This is a genomic window from Vreelandella neptunia (assembly GCF_022489065.1).
In the GTDB taxonomy this organism is placed as follows: Bacteria; Pseudomonadota; Gammaproteobacteria; order Pseudomonadales; family Halomonadaceae; genus Vreelandella; species Vreelandella neptunia_A.
The window spans coordinates 125,323-145,598 of sequence record NZ_JAKVTW010000007.1 but is presented as its reverse complement, the minus strand read 5'-3'; the positions used below and the strand labels follow the sequence as shown (position 1 = coordinate 145,598).

20 protein-coding genes are annotated in these 20,276 nt (G+C 55.1%); 9 read left to right on the top strand and 11 right to left on the bottom strand.

The annotated features are described in order from the left end of the window. Nucleotides 1-9: 9 nt before the first annotated feature. The gene (locus MLE19_RS11715; protein WP_240718363.1) at nt 10-924 is read left to right on the top strand and encodes an AEC family transporter; all 915 of its coding nucleotides are present in this window, start codon (nt 10-12) and stop codon (nt 922-924) included. Nucleotides 925-1,261: 337 nt separating this feature from the next. Beyond that, on the top strand, nt 1,262-2,254 hold the full coding sequence (locus MLE19_RS11710) for a 2-hydroxyacid dehydrogenase (RefSeq protein ID WP_240718362.1): 993 nt from the start codon (nt 1,262-1,264) through the stop codon (nt 2,252-2,254). 21 nt (nt 2,255-2,275) lie between these two features. Here MLE19_RS11710 and argE read toward each other — a convergent pair whose 3' ends face one another. From argE to MLE19_RS11690, 4 genes are read right to left on the bottom strand one after another with little or no spacing between them, the layout of a single operon-like run. Beyond that, nucleotides 2,276-3,463: an acetylornithine deacetylase gene (gene argE / locus MLE19_RS11705; RefSeq protein WP_240718361.1), complete on the bottom strand. Its 1,188-nt coding sequence runs from the start codon at nt 3,461-3,463 to the stop codon at nt 2,276-2,278. A 35-nt stretch (nt 3,464-3,498) separates the two neighbouring features. Continuing rightward, nucleotides 3,499-4,971, bottom strand: coding sequence for a tripartite tricarboxylate transporter permease (locus MLE19_RS11700; protein WP_240718360.1), 1,473 nt, complete (start codon nt 4,969-4,971; stop codon nt 3,499-3,501). Between the two features lie 25 nt (nt 4,972-4,996). Continuing rightward, a complete protein-coding gene (locus MLE19_RS11695; RefSeq protein ID WP_240718359.1) occupies nt 4,997-5,500 on the bottom strand; it encodes a tripartite tricarboxylate transporter TctB family protein in 504 nt (167 codons plus the stop codon). A 56-nt stretch (nt 5,501-5,556) separates the two neighbouring features. Next, nucleotides 5,557-6,522, bottom strand: coding sequence for a Bug family tripartite tricarboxylate transporter substrate binding protein (locus MLE19_RS11690; protein WP_240718358.1), 966 nt, complete (start codon nt 6,520-6,522; stop codon nt 5,557-5,559). Between the two features lie 227 nt (nt 6,523-6,749). On the opposite strand from MLE19_RS11690, the gene MLE19_RS11685 reads away from it, so the two are divergent. Next, nucleotides 6,750-7,673 carry a LysR family transcriptional regulator gene (locus tag MLE19_RS11685; protein ID WP_240718357.1) on the top strand — a complete coding sequence of 308 codons (924 nt, stop codon included), beginning with the start codon at nt 6,750-6,752 and terminating at the stop codon, nt 7,671-7,673. 115 nt (nt 7,674-7,788) lie between these two features. On the opposite strand, the gene trmB is transcribed toward MLE19_RS11685, so the two are convergent. From trmB to thiS, 3 genes are read right to left on the bottom strand one after another with little or no spacing between them, the layout of a single operon-like run. Next, nucleotides 7,789-8,559 (bottom strand): tRNA (guanosine(46)-N7)-methyltransferase TrmB, encoded by a 771-nt coding sequence (gene trmB, locus MLE19_RS11680; protein ID WP_240718356.1) that lies wholly within the window; start codon nt 8,557-8,559, stop codon nt 7,789-7,791. Between the two features lie 15 nt (nt 8,560-8,574). Further along, nucleotides 8,575-9,369, bottom strand: a complete 795-nt coding sequence (locus MLE19_RS11675; protein ID WP_240718355.1) for a thiazole synthase — start codon at nt 9,367-9,369, stop codon at nt 8,575-8,577. 10 nt (nt 9,370-9,379) lie between these two features. Next, nucleotides 9,380-9,586 (bottom strand): sulfur carrier protein ThiS, encoded by a 207-nt coding sequence (gene thiS / locus MLE19_RS11670; RefSeq protein ID WP_240718354.1) that lies wholly within the window; start codon nt 9,584-9,586, stop codon nt 9,380-9,382. 189 nt (nt 9,587-9,775) lie between these two features. Here thiS and MLE19_RS11665 point away from each other — a divergent pair, with 189 nt between their 5' ends. After that, on the top strand, nt 9,776-10,105 hold the full coding sequence (locus MLE19_RS11665) for a DUF423 domain-containing protein (protein WP_240718413.1): 330 nt from the start codon (nt 9,776-9,778) through the stop codon (nt 10,103-10,105). 66 nt (nt 10,106-10,171) lie between these two features. Continuing rightward, the gene (locus tag MLE19_RS11660) at nt 10,172-11,287 is read left to right on the top strand and encodes a metallophosphoesterase (RefSeq protein WP_240718353.1); all 1,116 of its coding nucleotides are present in this window, start codon (nt 10,172-10,174) and stop codon (nt 11,285-11,287) included. Here the strand turns inward: MLE19_RS11660 and MLE19_RS11655 are convergent. After that, nucleotides 11,268-11,885: a nucleotidyltransferase family protein gene (locus MLE19_RS11655; RefSeq protein WP_240718352.1), complete on the bottom strand. Its 618-nt coding sequence runs from the start codon at nt 11,883-11,885 to the stop codon at nt 11,268-11,270. The genes MLE19_RS11660 and MLE19_RS11655 overlap by 20 nt on opposite strands. A 160-nt stretch (nt 11,886-12,045) precedes the next feature. Here MLE19_RS11655 and MLE19_RS11650 point away from each other — a divergent pair, with 160 nt between their 5' ends. The 3 genes from MLE19_RS11650 to paoC are packed head-to-tail and all read left to right on the top strand — an operon-like array spanning nt 12,046 to nt 15,713. Further along, on the top strand, nt 12,046-12,579 hold the full coding sequence (locus MLE19_RS11650) for a 2Fe-2S iron-sulfur cluster-binding protein (protein WP_240718351.1): 534 nt from the start codon (nt 12,046-12,048) through the stop codon (nt 12,577-12,579). Continuing rightward, on the top strand, nt 12,576-13,526 hold the full coding sequence (locus MLE19_RS11645) for an FAD binding domain-containing protein (protein WP_240718350.1): 951 nt from the start codon (nt 12,576-12,578) through the stop codon (nt 13,524-13,526). Before MLE19_RS11650 ends, MLE19_RS11645 begins: the two co-directional genes overlap by 4 nt. A gap of 3 nt (nt 13,527-13,529) precedes the next feature. Then, entirely contained in the window at nt 13,530-15,713 is a 2,184-nt protein-coding gene (gene paoC, locus MLE19_RS11640; protein WP_240718349.1) for an aldehyde oxidoreductase molybdenum-binding subunit PaoC, read from the top strand. A gap of 145 nt (nt 15,714-15,858) precedes the next feature. On the opposite strand, the gene MLE19_RS11635 is transcribed toward paoC, so the two are convergent. After that, nucleotides 15,859-16,614, bottom strand: coding sequence for a glutaredoxin (locus tag MLE19_RS11635; protein WP_240718348.1), 756 nt, complete (start codon nt 16,612-16,614; stop codon nt 15,859-15,861). 205 nt (nt 16,615-16,819) lie between these two features. Here MLE19_RS11635 and MLE19_RS11630 point away from each other — a divergent pair, with 205 nt between their 5' ends. Continuing rightward, entirely contained in the window at nt 16,820-17,263 is a 444-nt protein-coding gene (locus MLE19_RS11630) for a DUF411 domain-containing protein (RefSeq protein ID WP_240718347.1), read from the top strand. Nucleotides 17,264-17,274: 11 nt separating this feature from the next. On the opposite strand, the gene MLE19_RS11625 is transcribed toward MLE19_RS11630, so the two are convergent. After that, nucleotides 17,275-17,691, bottom strand: coding sequence for a PaaI family thioesterase (locus tag MLE19_RS11625; RefSeq protein ID WP_240718346.1), 417 nt, complete (start codon nt 17,689-17,691; stop codon nt 17,275-17,277). Nucleotides 17,692-17,973: 282 nt separating this feature from the next. Continuing rightward, nucleotides 17,974-20,148, bottom strand: coding sequence for a malate synthase G (locus MLE19_RS11620; protein WP_240718345.1), 2,175 nt, complete (start codon nt 20,146-20,148; stop codon nt 17,974-17,976). Nucleotides 20,149-20,276: the final 128 nt, after the last annotated feature.

The window sequence follows — 20,276 nt, the reverse complement described above, 5'->3', positions numbered from 1 at the left end:
GGGACGCAAATGGAGAGTATCACTGGCGCTTTAGGCCCACTGTTTCTATTGATCTTATTGGGCGCCGTTCTCGGCTATTGGCGTTGGCCTAGCGACACCTTTTGGCCACAGATGGAGCGGCTGATCTATTTTGTGCTGTTTCCCGCGATGCTGGTAGGAACGTTGGCGACTGCCGATGTGAGCCAAGTGCCGGTCGGCCGTTTAGCGCTGGTGCTGCTTGGCGCGATGGCGCTATTTGGCTTACTACTATGGCGTTTGCGCGGCTGGCTCCAGCTTACTCCCGCTGCGTTTACCTCGGTGTTTCAAGGTGCGGTACGCTTTAACACTTATGTAGGCGTTGCAGGCGCTGCTGCTCTCCATGGCAGTGTGGGTGCGACCACCGCTGCGGTGGCCGTGGCCTTGATGGTACCGGTGGTTAACGTGATGTGCGTGACAAGCTTTGTCGCCGCTGGCACACTCGGCGGAGCTAGCGTAGGTAAAAGTGCCATGGCGCTAATTAAAAACCCGCTGATTCTAGCCTGCCTGGCGGGCATTGGCCTGAACCTTTCGGGCGTTGGTTTGCCAGGCTGGAGTCAAGATACGGTGGAGCTACTGGGGCGTGCGGCTTTGCCGCTGGGGCTGGTGGCAGTGGGCGTGGCGCTGCGCCCGGCGGCGCTGTTACGCATTGACCGCGGTGTGCTGGCCACCAATAGCGTTAAGCTACTGCTCATGCCCGCGCTGGTATTGGGGTTAACGTGGGTGTTGCAACTGGATCCGGTCAGTCGCGACGTGGCGCTCCTGTTTGCAGCGCTGCCCACCGCTACGTCTGCCTATATTTTAGCCCGTCAGTTGGGTGGCGACGCTGAGTTGATGGCGGCCATTATCACCGGACAAACTCTCTTAGCCATGCTCACCCTCCCATTTTGGCTGCAATTAGTGGGGTAATCTTTGCGCCTCAAGAAAGTAAATAAAAAATATTCGTATTTGTATTGACGTGGTAAATGAGAACTATTACAGTGTGATTGTCAGCGTTTGATGAGACGCTGGCAGCCAAGACAGCTGGTGATTTAAGAATCAGCGCCAGTTTACGGTCATGGTTTCTCCCTCTCATTGCTAGTCACGGTCTTTTTGCCGCTCCTCTGGAGCGGCTTTCTTTTTTCTAGGCCCCGCACATTTACCCGTTTATTTCATGCTCCGCTGAATATAGGCTGCCTGCGTCTCTCCAGTCGCCTATGCTGTCTCTGTAGCTGCACTCTTACGTTTTTAACGGGAGAACCGCGCCATGCGCATTGCTGTGTTTAGTGCCAAAGCCTACGACCGCACGTTTCTCATGCGCGCTAACGCGGCAGAGCGCCACTCCTTAAGTTTTTTTGACGCACGCCTAACGGTCGATACGGCTCCCTTGGCCAACGGTTTTGACGCGGTTTGCGCCTTTGTTAATGATTGCCTTGATGCTGCCGTGTTAGAGCAGTTGCATAGCAGTGGCACACGGTTAGTGGCGCTGCGTTCAGCGGGTTTCAACCATGTCGATCTAGCGGCTGCAGAACGATTAGGCATAACGGTTGCGCGAGTGCCCGCCTACTCCCCTCACGCCGTTGCAGAGCACGCGGTCGCCTTAGTGTTAAGTCTAAATCGCATGACCTATCGCGCCTATAACCGTGTGCGAGAAGGCAACTTCGCCCTAGACGGGCTGTTGGGATTTGATCTGTATGAGAAAACGGTGGGCGTGATAGGCACTGGGCAAATTGGCTTGATCTTTGCCGATATCATGCATGGTTTTGGCTGCCGCATAGTGGCCAGTGATCCGTTACCTAATCCTGACGCTAAACCGTTTGTGGAATACGTACCGCTAGCCACACTGTATGAAAGCGCCGATATTATTTCACTGCACTGTCCCTTAACCACTGAGACTAACCATTTGATTGATGCCGAGGCCATCGCGCAAATGAAAGACGGCGTGATGATAATCAACACCGGCCGAGGAAGAGTGGTCGATACCCAAGCCGTAATTACAGGCTTGAAAAGCGGCAAAATCGGCCGCTTGGGCTTGGATGTTTATGAAGAGGAGGAACAGCTGTTCTTCGAAGACCTCTCCCATGGTGTGATCAACGATGATCAGTTTATGCGTCTAACGACCTTCCATAATGTGCTAATCACCGGCCATCAGGCTTTTTTCACAGCAGAAGCACTCACTAATATCGCCGAAACCACGCTTGCAAATATCGATGCTTTTGAAAGTGGAAGCGGAACCCTTCACCGAGTGAATGCCAAATAATCCACTTCCATTCATGGAGTGTTAGCGTTTCATCCACGCATTTAACTCATCGAAGAACGCTAAGCAGTGGCTGAGTTGATCAATTTCGATGAACTCATCGGGCTTATGGGCTTGGCGAATAGAGCCAGGGCCAAGAATTACTGAGGGAATGCCGCCCTCAATCTCGAACACACCACCTTCAGACCCATAAGAGACCTTGCCGCCACGCTCGGGAAGAATGGGTTCTAGCTGCTTGAACATCTCGCTATTGGTGGCGTCGCCCATGGCGGGGTAAGCAAACAGTTCTTGCCACTCAATGGCTGAATCTTCAGATTGGTGCTGCATTTCGGGGAGCAGGGCAGCCTCTACATCGCTGATCAGTGCTTGAATGTCTGTGGCGGCCGCGTCCTGATCAATGCTGCGTAGCTCAAAGGTGAAGCTGCAGGTATCCGGTGTCACATTTGTCGCCACGCCGCCTTCTATGATAGTGGTCAGGGTAGTAGCGTGAGGAACGGTAAAATCATTATCAAAGGGGCCATCTTGCTCATATCGTCGTGATCGCTCGGCGATCATGGTGATGATACGCGAGGCATACTCCACCGCGTTGACATGCTGGGGAGAAAACGATGAGTGTCCCCCTTCACCGCGCACCGTTACCCTCATTGCGATCTTACCTTTCTGGCCATTGATCAGTTTCATTTCGCTGGGTTCGCCGATAATCGCCAGGGCCGGTGGTACTTTGAGCTCGGCTAAGTGACGAGCAATGGCGGGGGCGCCCAAGCAGCCCACTTCTTCATCGTGGGAGAAGCAGAAATAGAACGGGCGCTGCAGTTCACCGTTGGCAAAAGCGGGTGCCGCTGCCATAACACAGGCTGCAAAGCCTTTCATATCGCAGGTGCCACGACCAAACAAGCGACTGCCGCGCTGCTCCATTTTAAAAGGGTCGCTGTTCCAGCTCTTTGGATTAGCGGGTACCACATCGGTATGGCCAGAGAGGGCGATGCCTGCCGCGTCGGCTGGGCCCAGGCGGGCGACCAAATTAGCTTTATTGCCGCTCTCATCTGGCAGCACTGTCACGACCGCACCAAGACTGGTAAAGAACTTCTCCATGTGATGAATAAGTTCAAGGTTGGAGTAAGCACTGGTTGTGTCGTAAGCGATCAGGTCAGCGAGGTGTGAAATCGCGGTTTCCAACTGCGGGTGAGCATTAGGCGTGGCGCTAACTTGCATAACGTTAAATCCTTGGCAATAAGGGAATCAATGGCTCAGGCGTTGGCCTTCTTAAGCTGCTGACGAATCGTTACCACCACGACGAATATTGCCAGTGAGGCGAATAGCCAGGTGATAGGCGATGACACCAGAATGCTTGGATCTCCACGAGAGAGCGCAAGGGCACGACGCAGGTTCTCCTCCAGCATCGGGCCAAGAATGAAGGCGATTAAAAAGGGGGCGGCGGGAATGGCGAACAGGAACATGAAAAAGCCAAAGACACCCATTGCCAGCAGTACGATCACGTCATACATACTGTTGGAGATCGAAAAAATACCGAAGACGCATAGCGCAAGCACGATAGGCGCCATCAAACCTGGGGGAATCCGCGAAATATGCGAGAAAAAGCGCATCGTTGCTTTGCCTGCACCAAATAGCAAAACAGATGAGAACAGCATGCCAATAAATAGCATGTAAACCTCATGTAGGTTGTTCTCAAACAGCATCGGTCCTGGGGTCATGCCGTGAATCATAAAAGCGCCCAGCATCACGCCAGTTATCACATCGCCCGGCACGCCCAGCGCTAACAGGGGAATCATGGTGGAACCACAGCAACCATTATTGGCGGACTCTGAAGCTGCGATTCCTTCCAGTTCGCCTTTGCCAAAGTTCTCGCGATTCTTTGAGCTGCGCTGTGCTTCCCCGTAGGAAGAGAACGCCGCTGCCGAGGGGCCAATGCCGGGAATGGCCCCCATCACAACACCAATCATGCTGCCTTTGAGCATTGCCTTTAAGGATCCGCGCAGCTCATCTCTTGTTACGTGGTTATCGCCCAGCTGCATGGGCTTATGGTTTTGGTTGTTACGAAACACAATAATCTTAAGCAGCTCAGGGATCGCAAACAGGCCAATCAGCACGGGCGCGACCGCAAGGCCGCTCTGCATGTCAACGGTGAGATCAAAGCGAAACGAGCCATACATGTCTTCGCCTACGGTGGCTAACAGAAGCCCTAAACAAGCCGATACAAGACCAAGCAGTAGCGAACGCCCCGATACACCCGCAACGGTAGTGAGCGCGAATATCATCAGCATAAAGTATTCGGGTGGCCCTATCCGTAGCGCGAGGAGTGCCAGCGGTGCGGCAATGAAAATCAGCGAGAGGTTGGAGATAAAATCCCCGGTACAGGACGAATAGAGCGCCATGTTAAGGGCTTTGCCCGCCTTTCCTTGTTGGGCTAATGGGTAGCCGTCGAGGGTGGTACAGGCGGCCGACGCGGTGCCTGGTGTCTTGATCAATATCGCGGATACCGAGCCGCCGTAGGTTGAGCCTTTGTAGAGCGCAACAAGCAGTAAAATACTCGGGATCGGCTGCATATAAAACGTAAAGGGCAACGCCAGCGTAACCGCCATGGTGCCGGTCATGCCTGGAATGGCGCCGATAATCACGCCACCCCAAATACCAGCGGCCATGATCAAAAAATTCTCAAGGGTGGCAACCGCCTGGAAGGCAACCAGCAGGTCATTGAGCATAGTAGTCAGTCCTATACGCGGTAAGTTAAATACCGATAGCCTTGAAAAGGCTGCCGACAGGGAAACGCGTATTGAGTGCGCTGGAGAAAAACAGGTAGAGAACCAGAGGGAGTGCAACGGCAACGATGGCGGCCACTACTTTGTGGCGCCAATAACCCGTCAGTATCAACATCGCCACTAACAGCAGGATGCTCGATAGCAAAAACCCAAGCAGCATCACTGAGCCAATGAAGAGCACGAAGGCGAGTACCGTCCAACCGAAGCGCATGAGTAGTGTGGCAAGCGGCGTATCGCCGCGTATTGAGCGGGCGTCTTCAGGATCGGCGATGGCTTCGGTTTTACGTGAAAACGTCAGCCCAACGAGCAGTATCCCTAGCACCATACCTAATATGGAAACCGTTCGTGGCCACATGTCAGGCGGTGGCGCAAACCCAGGAATAAAGCGCGGGCGGGGAACATAGGCTGGAATCAGTAAAAATAGAACGATACCGAACAGCGCTGTAATCACTAAACCGCGTGTTATACCCATGACCCCTCCAGTGAGTAAATGATATTTGTAGTGACAGCAAAGTGTTTAGCGCAGACTCACTCCAAGTAGCCAAACTGTTCTGCTAAGGTGCGATAAAACTCATATTGCTCCTTTGCATAAGTCTCCATATCGACACTACCGATAGTGGAAATTGAGCCGCGATCATCGGCACGGCTGAGCCACATTTCATCTTCAGTAACCTGCTCCATTACCTCGGCCCAGGTGTTCAGCACTTCTTCCGGTAGGTCTGGCGGGCCATACAGCGCGCTCCAGCCAATCACTTGCCCAGCCAGTTCATACCCCTTCTCTTCAGCAGTAGGTACGTCCGGTAGTGCTTCCATACGCTCTGGTGAAAACACCATTAATGGACGCATATCGCCACTCTCGATATGGGGCATTAGCGAAGCAGCAGCAATGGCGAGAAAATCAACATGCCCACCCAGTAATGCTGTCGCGAGTTCACCGCCACCCCGGTAAGGAATCAATGTTGCCGCCGTCAGCGGATCCATTTCCGCATCAGCCAGTAGTGACTGCACGGTAAAGCCATCTATGGCAGTGGCGCCGGAGGCGGCATAGCTCATCGCGCCAGGGTCGTTTTCGATGCCTTCCAGCAAATCCTCAACGCTTTCATAAGGTGAGTCTTCGGCCACCGCAAGAATCATTGGTGTGGCTTCAAGCGGGCTGATGAAGGTGTACTCATCCCAATCAACGCTGCTGTTTTCGTTTACCGCCGGTGACAGCGCCATGCCTACGCGAGCTAAAAGTAGGGTGTATCCATCGGGGTCTGCCTGTGTCACATCGCGAGCTCCGGTCATTCCACCTGCGCCAGCTTGATTAACGACAGTGACAGGCTGTCCTAAATATTCGCGAGCAGACTCCGCAAGAGCTCGACCAGCTAGATCAGAGGCGCCGCCTGGGCCATAAGGGACTACCAGCGTGACGGGTTCGGAGGGGTAGCTCTGAGCGTAGGCCGTGGAGGCAGCGAGTACCGTTGCTGCCGCTAAGCTTAAGGTGAGTTTCATACTTGTCTCCGCAATGGTTGTTGCATAGCTGTTATTGAAAGAGTTGCTACCAACGTTAATTGAATTCAGCGCTTTTAACATAGACAAGTATGAAATTTGTTGCAACAATTCAGTTTAGTATTCGTTTTTGTTCTAGTGGTGGCCCAAAGTTGCAAGCTTACTGTTTATAAAGGTTATTTTTATCTGCCATTAGGTAAGCTAATAGTTATTAAAGAGAATTTAAGATTATGAAAATAAAAGAGATTGAAGCGTTTGACGCCTTTATGAAACACGGCACTACGAAGGCTGCCGCAGAAACGTTAGGCATTAGTCAATCAATGGTGAGTCGTTTGCTGATCGGTTTAGAGGATGAACTAGGCTTCGCGTTATTCAAACGTAGCCGTAATCAGTTGTCGCCAACGTCAGAAGCATTTTTATACCACGCATCCGTTTTACGGCTTATGTCGAGTATTCGAGACACTCAAAAAGATGCGGATGCTATTGCCAATAACCAATTAGGCAGTGTCGTTGTAGCCGCGCAACCAATATTTTGCGATACCTTTTTACTCGATGTGATTAAGCGCTTTAAACAAAATCATCCTAATGTGGGTGTTCGAGTCATCGACGCTGGGTTGCAAGAGTTACTAAAGATGATCGACAACAATACCTGTGATGTAGCGCTCGGGATAACACTTGAAGCAGACACTTATGGGGCGACGGTTAGTAGTCTTGCGCGCTGTTCTGCTAGGTGCATCATGCATCGTACGCACCCACTCGCTAAACAAGAGGTGGTGGCTCTTACTAGCTTACAAAATCAGACATTCGTGGAGCTGATGGCGGATAGCCCATTGCGTGCCCGAGTGGACTACATTATGCAGACAGTGGATATTAAAAGGCATATTGCCGCTGAAATGCGCCATATGCGCGGGGTTTGCGCACTAGTTGATCGCGGGTTAGGCGTTGCAGTGATTGACCCCATTGCTGAGTTACTACTTCAGGGAACAGCCGTCGTATCAAAGCCTATGGAGCCAACCATTGAGTGGGAAATAGCCTTACTTAAATCTAAACACAAGCCATTAAGTAATGTGGCTGAATCCTTCTGCGAAGAGATATACGCTGAAATCGACAGTTTGCATCAAATGGGCATATTAACGTCGCTCAATGTAAGTTAGCAGCCAGAACAGACGACTTACCCACAAAGTAGAATGCTTAAAGGCTAAGCTAAGCTAGGCTAGCGGTAGGTAGATACAGCCCGCATAGGGCTGCTCAACTTAGCTATTGCTCGGTTTACCCTTCCCGACGATAAATCAAATCCCAAACCCCGTGACCGAGTTTTTCACCGCGGGCTTCAAACTTGGTCAGTGGTCGAAATGCCGGGCGCGGCACGTAAGGCGCGGTTTCGGCACTGGCGGTATTGGTATAGCCGGGGGCTGCTTCCATTACTTCTGCCATCCACTCTGCATAGGCTTCCCAATCAGTGGCCATATGGAAGGTGCCACCGGGCATCAAGCGGGTGCGAATCAGCTCTATAAACGCAGGCTGCACGATGCGACGTTTGTGGTGTTTCTTCTTTGGCCAGGGGTCGGGGAAGAACAGTTGCAGGGTGGTCAGCGAGCCTTCTGGCAGGCACTGCTCCAGCACTGCCAGAGCGTCTTCGCGGTAGACGCGAAGGTTGCTCAGGCCGCGTTTATCGACTTCATCAAGCAGTTTGCCTACGCCAGGGGCGTGCACTTCAATGCCGATAAAGTCGGTATCAGGGTGTGTCTCAGCCTGCTCAATTAGCGAGTTGCCCATGCCAAAGCCAATCTCGGCCACGCGGGGTGCCTGACGGCCAAATAGGGCGTCCAGGTCTTGGCGGCCATCGGCGATGGTTAGGCCAAAGCGCGGCCAAACGTCTTCTAGCCCACGGTTTTGTGCCTGGGTCATGCGACCCGCGCGGATCACATAGCTTTTAATGCCGCGACGATGCAGCGGTGCGTCCTGGCCTTCTGGGCCGGTGGTGGCGTCGCTGTCGGCTTCGGCGTTGCTTGTGTGCGCAGGGTTATTAGGTTCAGTCATGGGGTCTCGAATCAATTAACCGTTAATACGGCCAGCAAAAGGTGAAGAAGGATCAGCGGATTGACGGCGGGGCATACGGCCCGCTAAAAACGCATCGCGACCGGCTTCAACGGCCAGTTTCATGGCGTTGGCCATGCGTAGCGGATCGCGAGCGTGGGCAATGGCGCTGTTTAAAAGCACGCCATCGCAGCCAAGCTCCATGGCCATGGCGGCGTCTGATGCCGTGCCAATGCCCGCGTCTACCAGCACTGGCACGCTGCTTTGCTCAACAATCAGGCGCACGTTGTGCGGGTTCTGAATGCCGTGGCCCGAGCCAATGAGCGAACCCAGCGGCATGATGGCGCAGCAGCCCATAGCTTCCAATTCGCGTGCCACAATAGGGTCGTCGCTGGTGTACACCATCACATCAAAACCGTCGGCGAGCAGCGTTTCGGCGGCTTTCAGGGTTTCTACCACGTTGGGGTAGAGTGTGTGATCATCGCCGAGCACTTCCAGCTTGACCAGGTTATGACCGTCGAGCAGCTCACGAGCCAAGCGGCAGGTGCGCACGGCATCTTTAGCGTTGTAACACCCTGCGGTATTGGGCAGTAGGGTGTAGCGTGCGGGTGAAATAACGTCTAATAGGTTGGGCGCATCGGCGTCCTGGCCTAAGTTAGTACGGCGCACTGCAAAGGTAACGATATCAGCGCCGCTTTGGGCAATGGCAGCACCGGTTTCGGTAAAATCTTTGTATTTGCCAGTGCCAACCAGCAAACGCGAGTTAAAATCGCGTCCGGCAATGGTTAGCGGCGTATTGAGTAGTTGCGTCATAGTGTTTCCTTTAGCCGCCGCCAATCGCATGCACCACTTCTACGTGGTCACCATCGGCCAGAGGGGTGTCGGCGTGTTGGCTGCGAGGGACGATCTCTTCGTTAATTTCAACGGCAATGCGACGACCACTAAGACCCAGCTGTTCAACGAGGTCGGCAGCGGTTAGGCCGGTCGCCAGTGTATGGGGTTCACCGTTTAGACATATCTGTATAGACATAAAGGGGTGCGTCTCATTCGTCGTGGCAGTTCGTTCTCTATTGTAGCGGTTTAGCGCCGCGCAAGGTACGCCGTGGGTGCAATCAACGCGCTGTGCGCAAATGAATATGGGAGCAGGAAAGTGGAACAGAAGTGTAACGCGCAGCGAGTAGATAAAGTGTGGTGGTGTGTGGCAGCACTTTCGGGTGCCATGATGGTGATACTCGGGGCTTACGCAGCGCATGGGCTGGCGGCGCGTACTACGCAAGCTATGGTGAGTGCCGTCGAAACCGGCGTGCGCTATCAAGCGTGGCACACGCTGGCCATTATGATCGTGCTGGTGTGGCGCCAAGTGCAGCCGCTGGCCGGTCAGCGCTGGGTAGTGGCGCTTTGGGCGCTGGGTGTTGCGTGTTTTTCAGGTTCGCTCTATTTGATGGCGTTAGCAGGGTTGAGTCTTGGCATTGTGACGCCCATCGGCGGCGTTTTGCTAATGGCCGGGTGGCTTGCGCTTGCTGTCGTCGCGCTGATGGCCAAGCAGTAGGCACCTTTGTAGGCCAAATATTCGCGTGGCTGTGCACCGCGCTTCTTCCCTTTCATGAGCATCTCTATGTTTCATTTCGTTGTCGCCATTCCCTGTCTGATTGTTATTTTCCGTTACTTAATACCCCTTAAGTGGCCGCTCTGGTTTAAGGGCCTGCTCAGCGTTGTGCTGCTATTGGTGGCTCAGCACCACTGGCTGACGTTGATAGCCTTTGGTTCGATGTTTTCTCCTGAGGTACCAAGAATCATCGTACTCGCCGTCAATTGGATTTTCGGCACGATGCTATTTCTAGCGGTGCTCCAGATAGTGGTTGATGTGATGGCACTCGTGCTGATGGCCATAAAAAGAAAGCGTAACGCGATTCCATCGTTACTGCGCTACAGCATGGGAGCGTTGGCATTAGGCGTGGCTGCTTTTGCTGTTAGCCAAGCAGCGCGGGTGCCTGCGGTGAAGGATGTTGAGGTGACCATTCAAGGGCTTCCAGCGGCGTTCGAAGGCTATGAGATCGTGCAGTTAACCGATCTGCACATTAGCCGGTTGTTTGAAGCCCCTTGGGTTGAAGCGGTGGTGGCGCAGGCCAATGCGCTTGAGCCAAATTTAATTGTCATCACCGGCGACCTGATCGATGGCGACCTTGATGTGCGTCGCGCTGATGTGGCGCCGCTGCAGGCACTCTCAGCGCCAGACGGTGTTTATACCATTCCAGGTAATCATGAGTACTATTTTGGTTATCCCCAGTGGATGGCGTATTACCAGACGCTCGGCATGCAGGTATTGGCGAATCAACATGTTGTGATCGAAAACGAGGGCGCCAATTTAGTGCTGGCGGGTGTTACAGACTTTACGGCAGGAGGACATGCTTTTCCTGCACCGAATGTAGATGAGGCGATAGCAGGGGCACCAGAAGACTCGCCGATTATTATGCTGGATCATCAGCCCCGAAACGCCGCTGCGGCGGCCGCTGCCGGGGTGGATCTACAGCTTTCCGGGCATACCCATGGGGGAATGATCGTTGGCTTTGACCGGCTGGTGGCCAACGCCAACAATGGCTTCGTTTCAGGCGTCTATGATGTTCAAGATATGACCCTTTACGTTAATAATGGCACCGGGTTGTGGCCTGGGTTTGCTCTGCGTCTCGGCAAGCCCGCCGAGCTAACCCGCATCACGCTTCGTCAGGGGTAGTGTGCTCTGGTACCACTAAGCCCGCTGGCGTGTCGATATCGATCAAGGTGCCAGCATCCTGCACAGCATACGTGCGGTAATGGGCAGCGTTGTCGCGAATAATGTCTTTAGCACCGGTGCGGCCAGTTAGCGTTTCAAGCGCGGGCCAAAGAGTACGCCCGAAAATAACCGGATGCCCTGGCTTGCCTTCATGGCAAGGCCGCAGGATGGTGTCGCGCGTAGCTAATCGCTGTAACGAAAGCAGCGTCTCCTGCTTAATCCAGGGCATATCGCCCAATAAAATCGCCACCGCTTCGCCGCTATTCAGTTGGGCGTCGTGGCTAAGCGCCCTCACTGCTTCGGCGAGGCTTGCGCCTAACCCTAAATGCGCCTGATGAAGTCGAATCAAGGGCGTGTGTTCTGCCAGCCCTAGCAGCTTGGCGTCATCTTCTGCGCGCACTGCCACGCGCAGCAAAGGGAAAGCTTGTTCGGCCTTCGCGACAGAGGCTGCCAACAGCGAGCGGCCATCGGCAAGCTTCGCGCAGCGCTTATCATCCTTGCCATATCGGCGCGAATAACCCGCCGCCATCACTAAGGCAACGACATTGCTAGCGAGCATTGAAGAATCTCATTGATGGCCTTGTCAGTTTGGGGTGGGCGTATGTCTAGCGTAGCGCAGCAACTCAGCAAGAGTCAGGTTGCTTCCGCCAATTATGTCTATGCTTAAGACGTTAGAACATTCACTAAGCGACCGTAATGAGCAGGGAAGGCACCTATTTATGAATTCACAGAGTAGCGCGGAGCGCTCTAACGTCTCTTTAGTCGTCAATGGCGAAAGGCACCAGCTTGAACTGGATAATCGGACAACGCTGCTGGATGCTTTACGCGAACATTTAACATTAACCGGCACCAAGAAAGGCTGCGACCATGGCCAGTGCGGCGCCTGTACGGTGTCGGTGAACGGCGAGCGAATCAACGCCTGCCTGACGCTGGCGGTGATGCATGAAGGTGATGATATTTCGACGATCGAAGGAGTAGGGGGGGTCGAACATCTTGATCCCATGCAGCAAGCCTTTGTCGATCATGATGCTTTCCAGTGCGGCTACTGCACGCCGGGGCAGATCTGCTCGGCCAAGGCAGTGCTTGATGAGATTCAGGCAGGGCTGCCAAGCCACGTTACCAAAGATTTGAATGCGCCGATTGAAATCAGCGATGCGGAAATTCGCGAGCGGATGTCAGGCAATCTTTGCCGCTGCGGCGCCTATGCCAACATTCTCAAGGCCATTAACCAAGTTGCGGAGGCGCGCTCATGAAAGCTTTTTCCTATGAACGCGTAAGCGACCCGGCCCAGGCGGCAGCGCGTGCGGCAGAAGTGCCGGGCGCCAAGTTTATTGCGGGCGGCACTAACCTGCTGGACCTGATGAAGCATGAGATCGAAATCCCCCAGCACCTGATCGACGTAGGAGGCACGGGGCTTGACGATATTGCCCCGACCGATGAAGGCGGCCTACGTATAGGCGCGCTGGTCAGCAACGCCGCGCTCTCGGCGGATGCCCGGGTCCGCAAGGACTACGCGGTGTTGAGCCGGGCGCTGGTGTCGGGCGCATCGGGCCAGCTGCGCAATAAAGCCACGACCGGCGGCAATCTTTTACAGCGCACGCGCTGCCCCTATTTTTATGACACCGGTATGCCCTGCAACAAGCGTTCGCCAGGGGCGGGCTGTGCAGCTCTGGGTGAGGGCGCTACCACGCGGCAGTTGGGCATTATCGGCACGTCCGATGCGTGTATCGCCACCCACCCTTCTGATATGGCCGTTGCCCTGCGCGTGCTGGATGCTGAAGTGGAAACCGTGACGCCCACCGGGGAAACACGGCGATTGACACTGGAAGAGTTCTATCAACTGCCCGGCGATACCCCTGAGGTGGAAAACGCATTGGAGCAGGGCGAGATGATCACCGCTGTTGTACTGCCCGCGCCGGTTGAAGGCCGCCACGTCTATTACAAAGTGCGCGACCGGGCCTCCTATGCGTTTGCGCTGGTGTCCGTTGCGCTGATTCAAACCCCCGATGGAACGGGACGCGTAGCGCTCGGCGGTGTAGCTCCCAAGCCCTGGCGCCGTGATGAAGCCGATGCGTTATTGCCGCAGGGTGCATCCGCTGTCATGGAGCGCTTACTGGACGGCGCCCGCCCAACGCAAGAGAACGCCTACAAGCTTACCCTGGCAGAGCGAACGCTCGCCGCGCTGCTAGCTCAGGAGTGACCCATGGATTTTAATCAATCAACGGAAGATAATCTTTTCGACCATGCTCGCATAATCGGCAAACCGCATGCGCGAATCGACGGACTGCTCAAGGTAACCGGGCGAGCCCCTTACGCTTACGAGCGGCACGATGTGGTGGCCAACCAACTGGTGGGTTACCCGGTGTGCGCAACGATTGCCCGGGGAAAAATCACCCATATGGACGCCTCGGCCGCCCGTGCTGCGCCCGGTGTGGCCGCTGTTATCACCACTCTGGAGCTTGAGCCGCTGGCGCGGGCTGATAGCAATGTGGCCCACCTGTTTGGCGGCGCCACCGTTGAGCACTATCACCAGGCTATTGCTGTGGTGGTCGCCGGCACCTTGGAGCAGGCTCGAGGTGCGGCCTCCCTCATTGATGTGCGCTATGAAGAGGCGCCGGGCGTGTTCGATCTTGAAGATGCCTGGTCACGCCTACAGAACACCAGCGAACCGATCGCCCACATAGGCGATGTGGATGCGGCGTTTGACGCCGCGCCGATGACGCTAGATGAAACCTACCGCACCGCATCGCAAAGCCACGCCATGATGGAGCCCCACGCGTCTATCGTGGACTGGTCAGACGGCGGGCAGATGACGGTATGGACCTCGAACCAAATGATCGAGTGGACGCGCCAGGCGCTCGCCACCACCTTTGATATTGATGCCGACAGAATCCGCCTGGAAAGCCCTTACGTGGGCGGTGGCTTTGGCGGCAAGCTGTGGCTACGCGCTGATGCGGTGCTGGCCGCGCTTGGCTCCCGCGAGACCGGGCGGCCCGTCAAAGTGGCTCTGCCGCGCCCGATGATCTTCAACAACGCTACGCACCGCTCCGGCACCATACAGCGTCTGCGTATCGCGGCCGGGTCAGATGGCAAGATTACCGCTTTCGACCACAGCGCCATTTCCCATACGCTGCCCGGCGGCAGCGGTGAAGATGCCGTTAATCAGACCCGTTGCTTCTACGCGGGCGAAAACCGCCGCGTGGCACACCATCCTATCGATATGGGCCTGCCCGAATCGGCGGATATGCGTGCGCCTGGCGAAGCCTCGGGGCTGGCTGTGCTGGAGATCGCCATGGACGAGATGGCGGAGAAGCTCGGCATGGACCCCGTGGCGTTCAGGATTCTCAACGATACCCAGGTCAATCCCGAGGAGCCCTCTAAGCCGTTCACCGAACGCCACTTTGTGGAGTGCCTGCGTAAGGGCGCCGACACCTTCGGCTGGGCTAAGCGTAACCTTAAGCCGGGCGGGCAGCGCGAAGGCCAGTGGCTGATTGGTCACGGTATGGCCGGTGCCTACCGCGGCGCGCCCACCATGACATCGGGCGCGCGAGTGCGCTTGCAGAACGGGCGCTTGATTGTGGAAACCGATATGACCGATATAGGTACCGGCTCCTACACCATCCTGTCCCAAACCGCGGCAGAAACCATGGGCATGGAGATGGGGGACGTAGAGGTGCGCCTTGGCAATAGCGCCTACCCAACCTCTTCCGGCTCAGGCGGGCAGTTTGGTGCGACTAGCGCCACCGCTGGCGTTTACGCGGCCTGTGTCGCGCTTCAGGCGCAGATCGCCAAGCGCCTAAACGTTGACGAGGCGCGCTTTGAGAATGGACGTGTTGTCGCCGGGCAGCTAGATCTAGCGCTGGCCGACGTCGCCGATGGCGAAGAGATAGTGGCTGAGGATACGATCAATTTCGGCGACTTCAAGGACGAGCTGGAGATAGGCACTTTCGGTGCGCACTTTGTCGAGGTGGCCGTGAATGCCTATACCGGGGAAACCCGCGTGCGGCGTATGCTGGCCGTGTGCGATGCAGGGCGCATCCTCAACCCCATCACGGCGCGCAGCCAGGTGATTGGCGGCATGACCATGGGCGTAGGCGCTGCCTTGACCGAGGGCATGAGCGTGGATACCGAGCGCGGCTTCTTCGTCAACCACGACCTGGCAGGCTACGAAGTGGCGGTACATGCGGATATTCCCGAACAGGAGGTCATCTTTTTAGATACCACCGATGCTGCTTCATCGCCCCTAAAAGCAAAAGGGGTGGGTGAGCTGGGTATTTGCGGCGTAGCGGCTGCGATTGGCAACGCGATCTACAATGCCACTGGTGTTCGGATTCGTGAGTACCCGATGACGCTGGATCGAATAATTGAGCAGTTACCCGCAGCGTAAAGCCTCGGGTAGTGGCTGCTAGTCTGAACTCTATGCCGAAAGGCGAAAGCATTTTTAATCTTTTTTAAAACGCTTAGAGGCTTAGGGATCGTTTGAACGACCCTAAGCCTTTTTTATGCCTCTCGTTGCTCTATCATTTTGCTATTTATGACAACAACATCCGCAGCGGCATCCACAGCCCCATGGCAATCATTACCAGATTTTCGGTTAGCGACACAAAACCCAGCGGCACGTTGCTGTTCCCCCCGACGCAGGCGCATTTAAGCTCACGCTTATCGATATACACGGCTTTAAACACGGAGACCGCCCCCACCGTACCGACAAATAGCGCCAATGGTGCTGCAAGCCAAATTAACGCACCAGCAAGCATTAAAATACCTGCCAGCGTCTCGGCGTAGGGATAAAAATAGCTGTAGGGGACATAGCGCTGGGCCAACAGGTCATAGTTTAAAAACATACTGCTGAAACTTTCGACATCCTGTAGTTTTTGCAGGCCGAGCAGTACCATGGCCGTTGCAACGGCATACTCCGGCATGCGTGCCGTGAATAGCGTGCCCTGAGTTGCCCAGCTAATCGCCAATCCGATTAGCAGCGCAGTGACGAAGATAGCAATCACCGGCCGGTAAGTGGTTGCTTTTGCATTGGGGACGCTCATTCCCAGATGCTCACGCAACTCTTCATAGCCGCCGATGCGTTGGTCATCGATGTACACCTGGGGCGTCGTGTCGACATTTTCCTGTTGCTTGAACGCGTCGATCTCATTGCGAGAAGTTAAGGTGTGATCGTCAACCTTAAAGCCTTTGCGTTTGAGTAGATCAACCGTCTTCAAACCGAACGGGCATATATGCTCGGCGGTTTTCATCCGGAAAACCTGTGCGCTTTGCGATGTTGATGATGTCATGGCAACCTCCCTATTTATGCCTTGATCGAATCTATAAGCATAGTGCCTGGGGTCGCCCATAGGTCAAGCTCAGGGTGGCAAGGCTTGACCTTAAGGTAGCCCATGGGTTGTAAACTCAAAGCATAAAATTTTTACTGTTGAACGCGAAAGGTACCGCCTCGTTGGCTAAATATTTTTGTTGTCACTCACCTCATGGAGAGCGCTCATGAAACGTTTTACCGCTACGGTTTTAACTAGTGCTTTGGCCCTAGGAGCAGCCTCGGCTCAGGCTGCGTTGCCGGATGAAGCCACGCTGTACAAAAATCCGCAGTGTGGCTGTTGTGATGAGTACGCGCGCCACCTTGAAGAGCAGGGGGTTGAGGTGACAATCGTCGATGACGTCGAGCTAGGTGATATCAAACAGCAGGCAGGCGTTCCCTATGGTTTGGGATCGTGCCATACCATAGAGATGGGTGAGTATTGGATTGAAGGCCATGTGCCGATGGAAGCGGTTACCAAGCTGTTTGAAGAGCAGCCTGACGTTGATGGCATTGGTCTGGCGGGAATGCCCATTGGCACACCGGGTATGCCGGGGCCTCAGAGTGAGCCCTATAACGTTTACGCGTTTAGCGACCAGCAAGATGAGCCGTTTATGACGCTGGCGCCGTAATTGATCGCCGCTTAACGCTTCTCTGGCAGCGCATAGCTGGCGGAGACATGCACCACGGGTCGTGTTTCGTCGCTGGCTGAGAATATTTGTACCTCACCCACGGCTAGGCGACGGCCGAGTTTGATCAGCTTGGCGTGGGCAATAATGTCGTGGTCGCCGGATGCCGCACGTAGGAAGTGGCAGTTTAAGTCGCTGGTAACGGCCATTGCTTCAGGGCCGATCTGGGCCAAAATCGCGACGTACAAAGCGACGTCTGCAAACCCCATCATGGTAGGGCCAGAAACGCGGGGGCCGGGGCGCAGGTGCTCGTTACCAATGGTCAGGCGCATGGTGGCGCACATCTCCCCCACGTTTTCCACCTTGCCCATCCGTTGGGGAAAGACCTCATCCAAAAAGTGCTCAATCTGCTCGGCAGTCATAACGGTCATTGTTGTTATTCCTCGCTGTTTTTCTTCTAGGCATAGGGCCTGATGCTGCGGGCAGGTCGTAGAGAGGGTCTTATGCCATGGCCGGGAAATGTTCCTTACATTTCCGGCATTTCCTCCATCCTTGGAGGTCAGATGGCATAAGTAGCGCCCAGGGAGGGGTTCACAGCGCCCTCTCCTAGACCTGCCTGCAGCGCCACCTTGCCTTAACGTTAACGTAAACTAGCATAAATAAAAAAGCCCCAAGGCGCGAGCCTTGGGGCTGGGACCCGTCTGCAGGTGAGCTTACTTAGCCTTGTGAACCTGACGCCACTCGTGCAGTAGCGGCTCGGTGTAGCCAGAAGGCTGTACGCGACCTTTGAACACCAGGTCTGAGGCGGCTTTAAAGGCGGTAGAGCCTTCAAAATCGGCACTCATGGCCGTATAGGTCGGGTCGCCTGCGTTCTGCTCATCGACCACTTTGGCCATGCGCTTTAGTGTCTCTTCCACCTGCGGTGCATCGACAATGCCGTGGAGCAGCCAGTTGGCAATGTGCTGGCTGGAGATACGCAGAGTTGCGCGATCTTCCATTAGGCCAACGTTGTGGATGTCAGGTACTTTCGAACAGCCCACGCCATGCTCTACCCAGCGTACAACGTAACCCAGAATACCCTGGCAGTTGTTGTCCAGCTCCTGCTGCTTCTCTTCATCCGACCAGTTAGCATTTTCAGCGACCGGCACGGTGAGTAGATCATCCAGGTAATCGGGTTCACCTAACCCTTCCAGCTCGCGCTGAACGTCGGTAACGTTAACTTGGTGGTAATGCAGAGCATGAAGCGCGGCAGCGGTGGGAGAGGGAACCCAAGCGGTGTTGGCGCCGGCTTTCGGATGGCCGATTTTCTGCTCCAGCATGTTGTGCATCAGGTCAGGCATGGCCCACATGCCTTTACCGATCTGAGCGCGTCCACGTAGGCCGCAGGCAAGGCCGACTTGTACGTTGCTCTTCTCATACGCCTGAATCCACGCTGCGCCCTTCATGTCGCCTTTGCGTACCATCGGGCCTGCTTCCATCGCGGTATGCATTTCGTCACCGGTACGGTCTAAGAAGCCGGTGTTGATAAACGCCACGCGAGAAGCGGCTTCGGCAATACACGCCTTGAGGTTGACGGTGGTGCGGCGCTCTTCGTCCATGATGCCCATTTTTAGGGTATCGCGGCTCATGCCCAGAATGTCTTCGACGCGGCCAAACAGTTCATTGGCGAAGGCGACTTCTTTAGGGCCGTGCATCTTCGGCTTGACGATATACACAGAGCCGGTGCGCGAGTTACGCGGCTGGCTGTCATCTTTTTTCAGGTCATGCAGCGCGAGCAGCGAGGTGACTACCGCATCCAGGATGCCTTCCGGCAGCTCGTTGCCGTTCTCATCCAGAATCGCCGGTGTGGTCATCAAGTGACCCACATTGCGCACGAACATCAGCGAGCGACCGGGCAGTGTGACGCTACCGCCATCGGTGGTTTGCCAGGTGCGATCAGCGTTCAGTTTACGGGTAAAGGTCTTGTCGCCTTTCTCGATCTTCTCTTTCAGGTCGCCCTTCATCAAGCCGAGCCAATTGCTGTAAACGCCGACTTTGTCTTCTGAATCCACCGCGGCAACGGAGTCTTCACAATCCATGATGGCTGTTAAGGCGGCTTCCACCACCACATCTTTAACGCCCGCCGGATCGGTTTTGCCGATTGAGTCGCTAGGGTCGATCTGGATTTCCAGGTGCAGGCCGTTATTACCCAGCAGAATCGCTTCTGGCTTGGCGGCTTCGCCGGTAAAGCCAATCAGCTTGCCTGAATCCTTAAGCCCCGTCTCACGACCACCTTCCAGCGAGACTACCAAGTGCTCATCGCGAATAGCGTATTTCACCGCATCGCGATGTGAACCAGTGGCCAGTGGGGCCGCGCGGTCAAGCACGCCACGGGCGTAAGCAATTACTTTGGCGCCGCGTTTCGGGTTGAAGCTGGTGCCTTTTTCAGCGCCGTCGTCTTCTGAAATAGCGTCAGTGCCATAAAGAGCATCGTAAAGACTGCCCCAGCGCGCATTAGCCGCGTTTAGCGCGTATCGGGCATTGCTCACCGGCACCACCAACTGCGGGCCTGCTTGCACAGCTACTTCACGGTCAACGTTGGCCGTGGTCGCTTTTACGTTTGCCGGTGCTTCCGCTAGGTAGCCAACTTCTTTCAGGAAGCGGCGGTAGCCAGGCATATCCGTAACCGGGCCGGGGTTCTCCCGGTGCCATACGTCAAGCTGCTCTTGCAGCGTGTCGCGCTCTTCCAGCAATTGACGGTTTTTAGGCGTCAAGTCGTGAAACAGAGCATCCACACCGACCCAAAAGGCGTTTTCGTCAACGCCTGTTCCCGGTAGCGCCTGCTCATTGATAAAACGATCTAAATCGCCTGCCACCTGTAAACGGTGGCGCGTGATACGCTCACTCATGGGGTATCTCCTGTGAGGGTGCCCGTGGGAAATGTGTTTGCCACAGGCAGAGTAAAATGTATTTATGGAAAATAATTCCACACCTGCTCGGGCATGTAAACAGCGTAGACCCTAAAGCAGTAAAATGC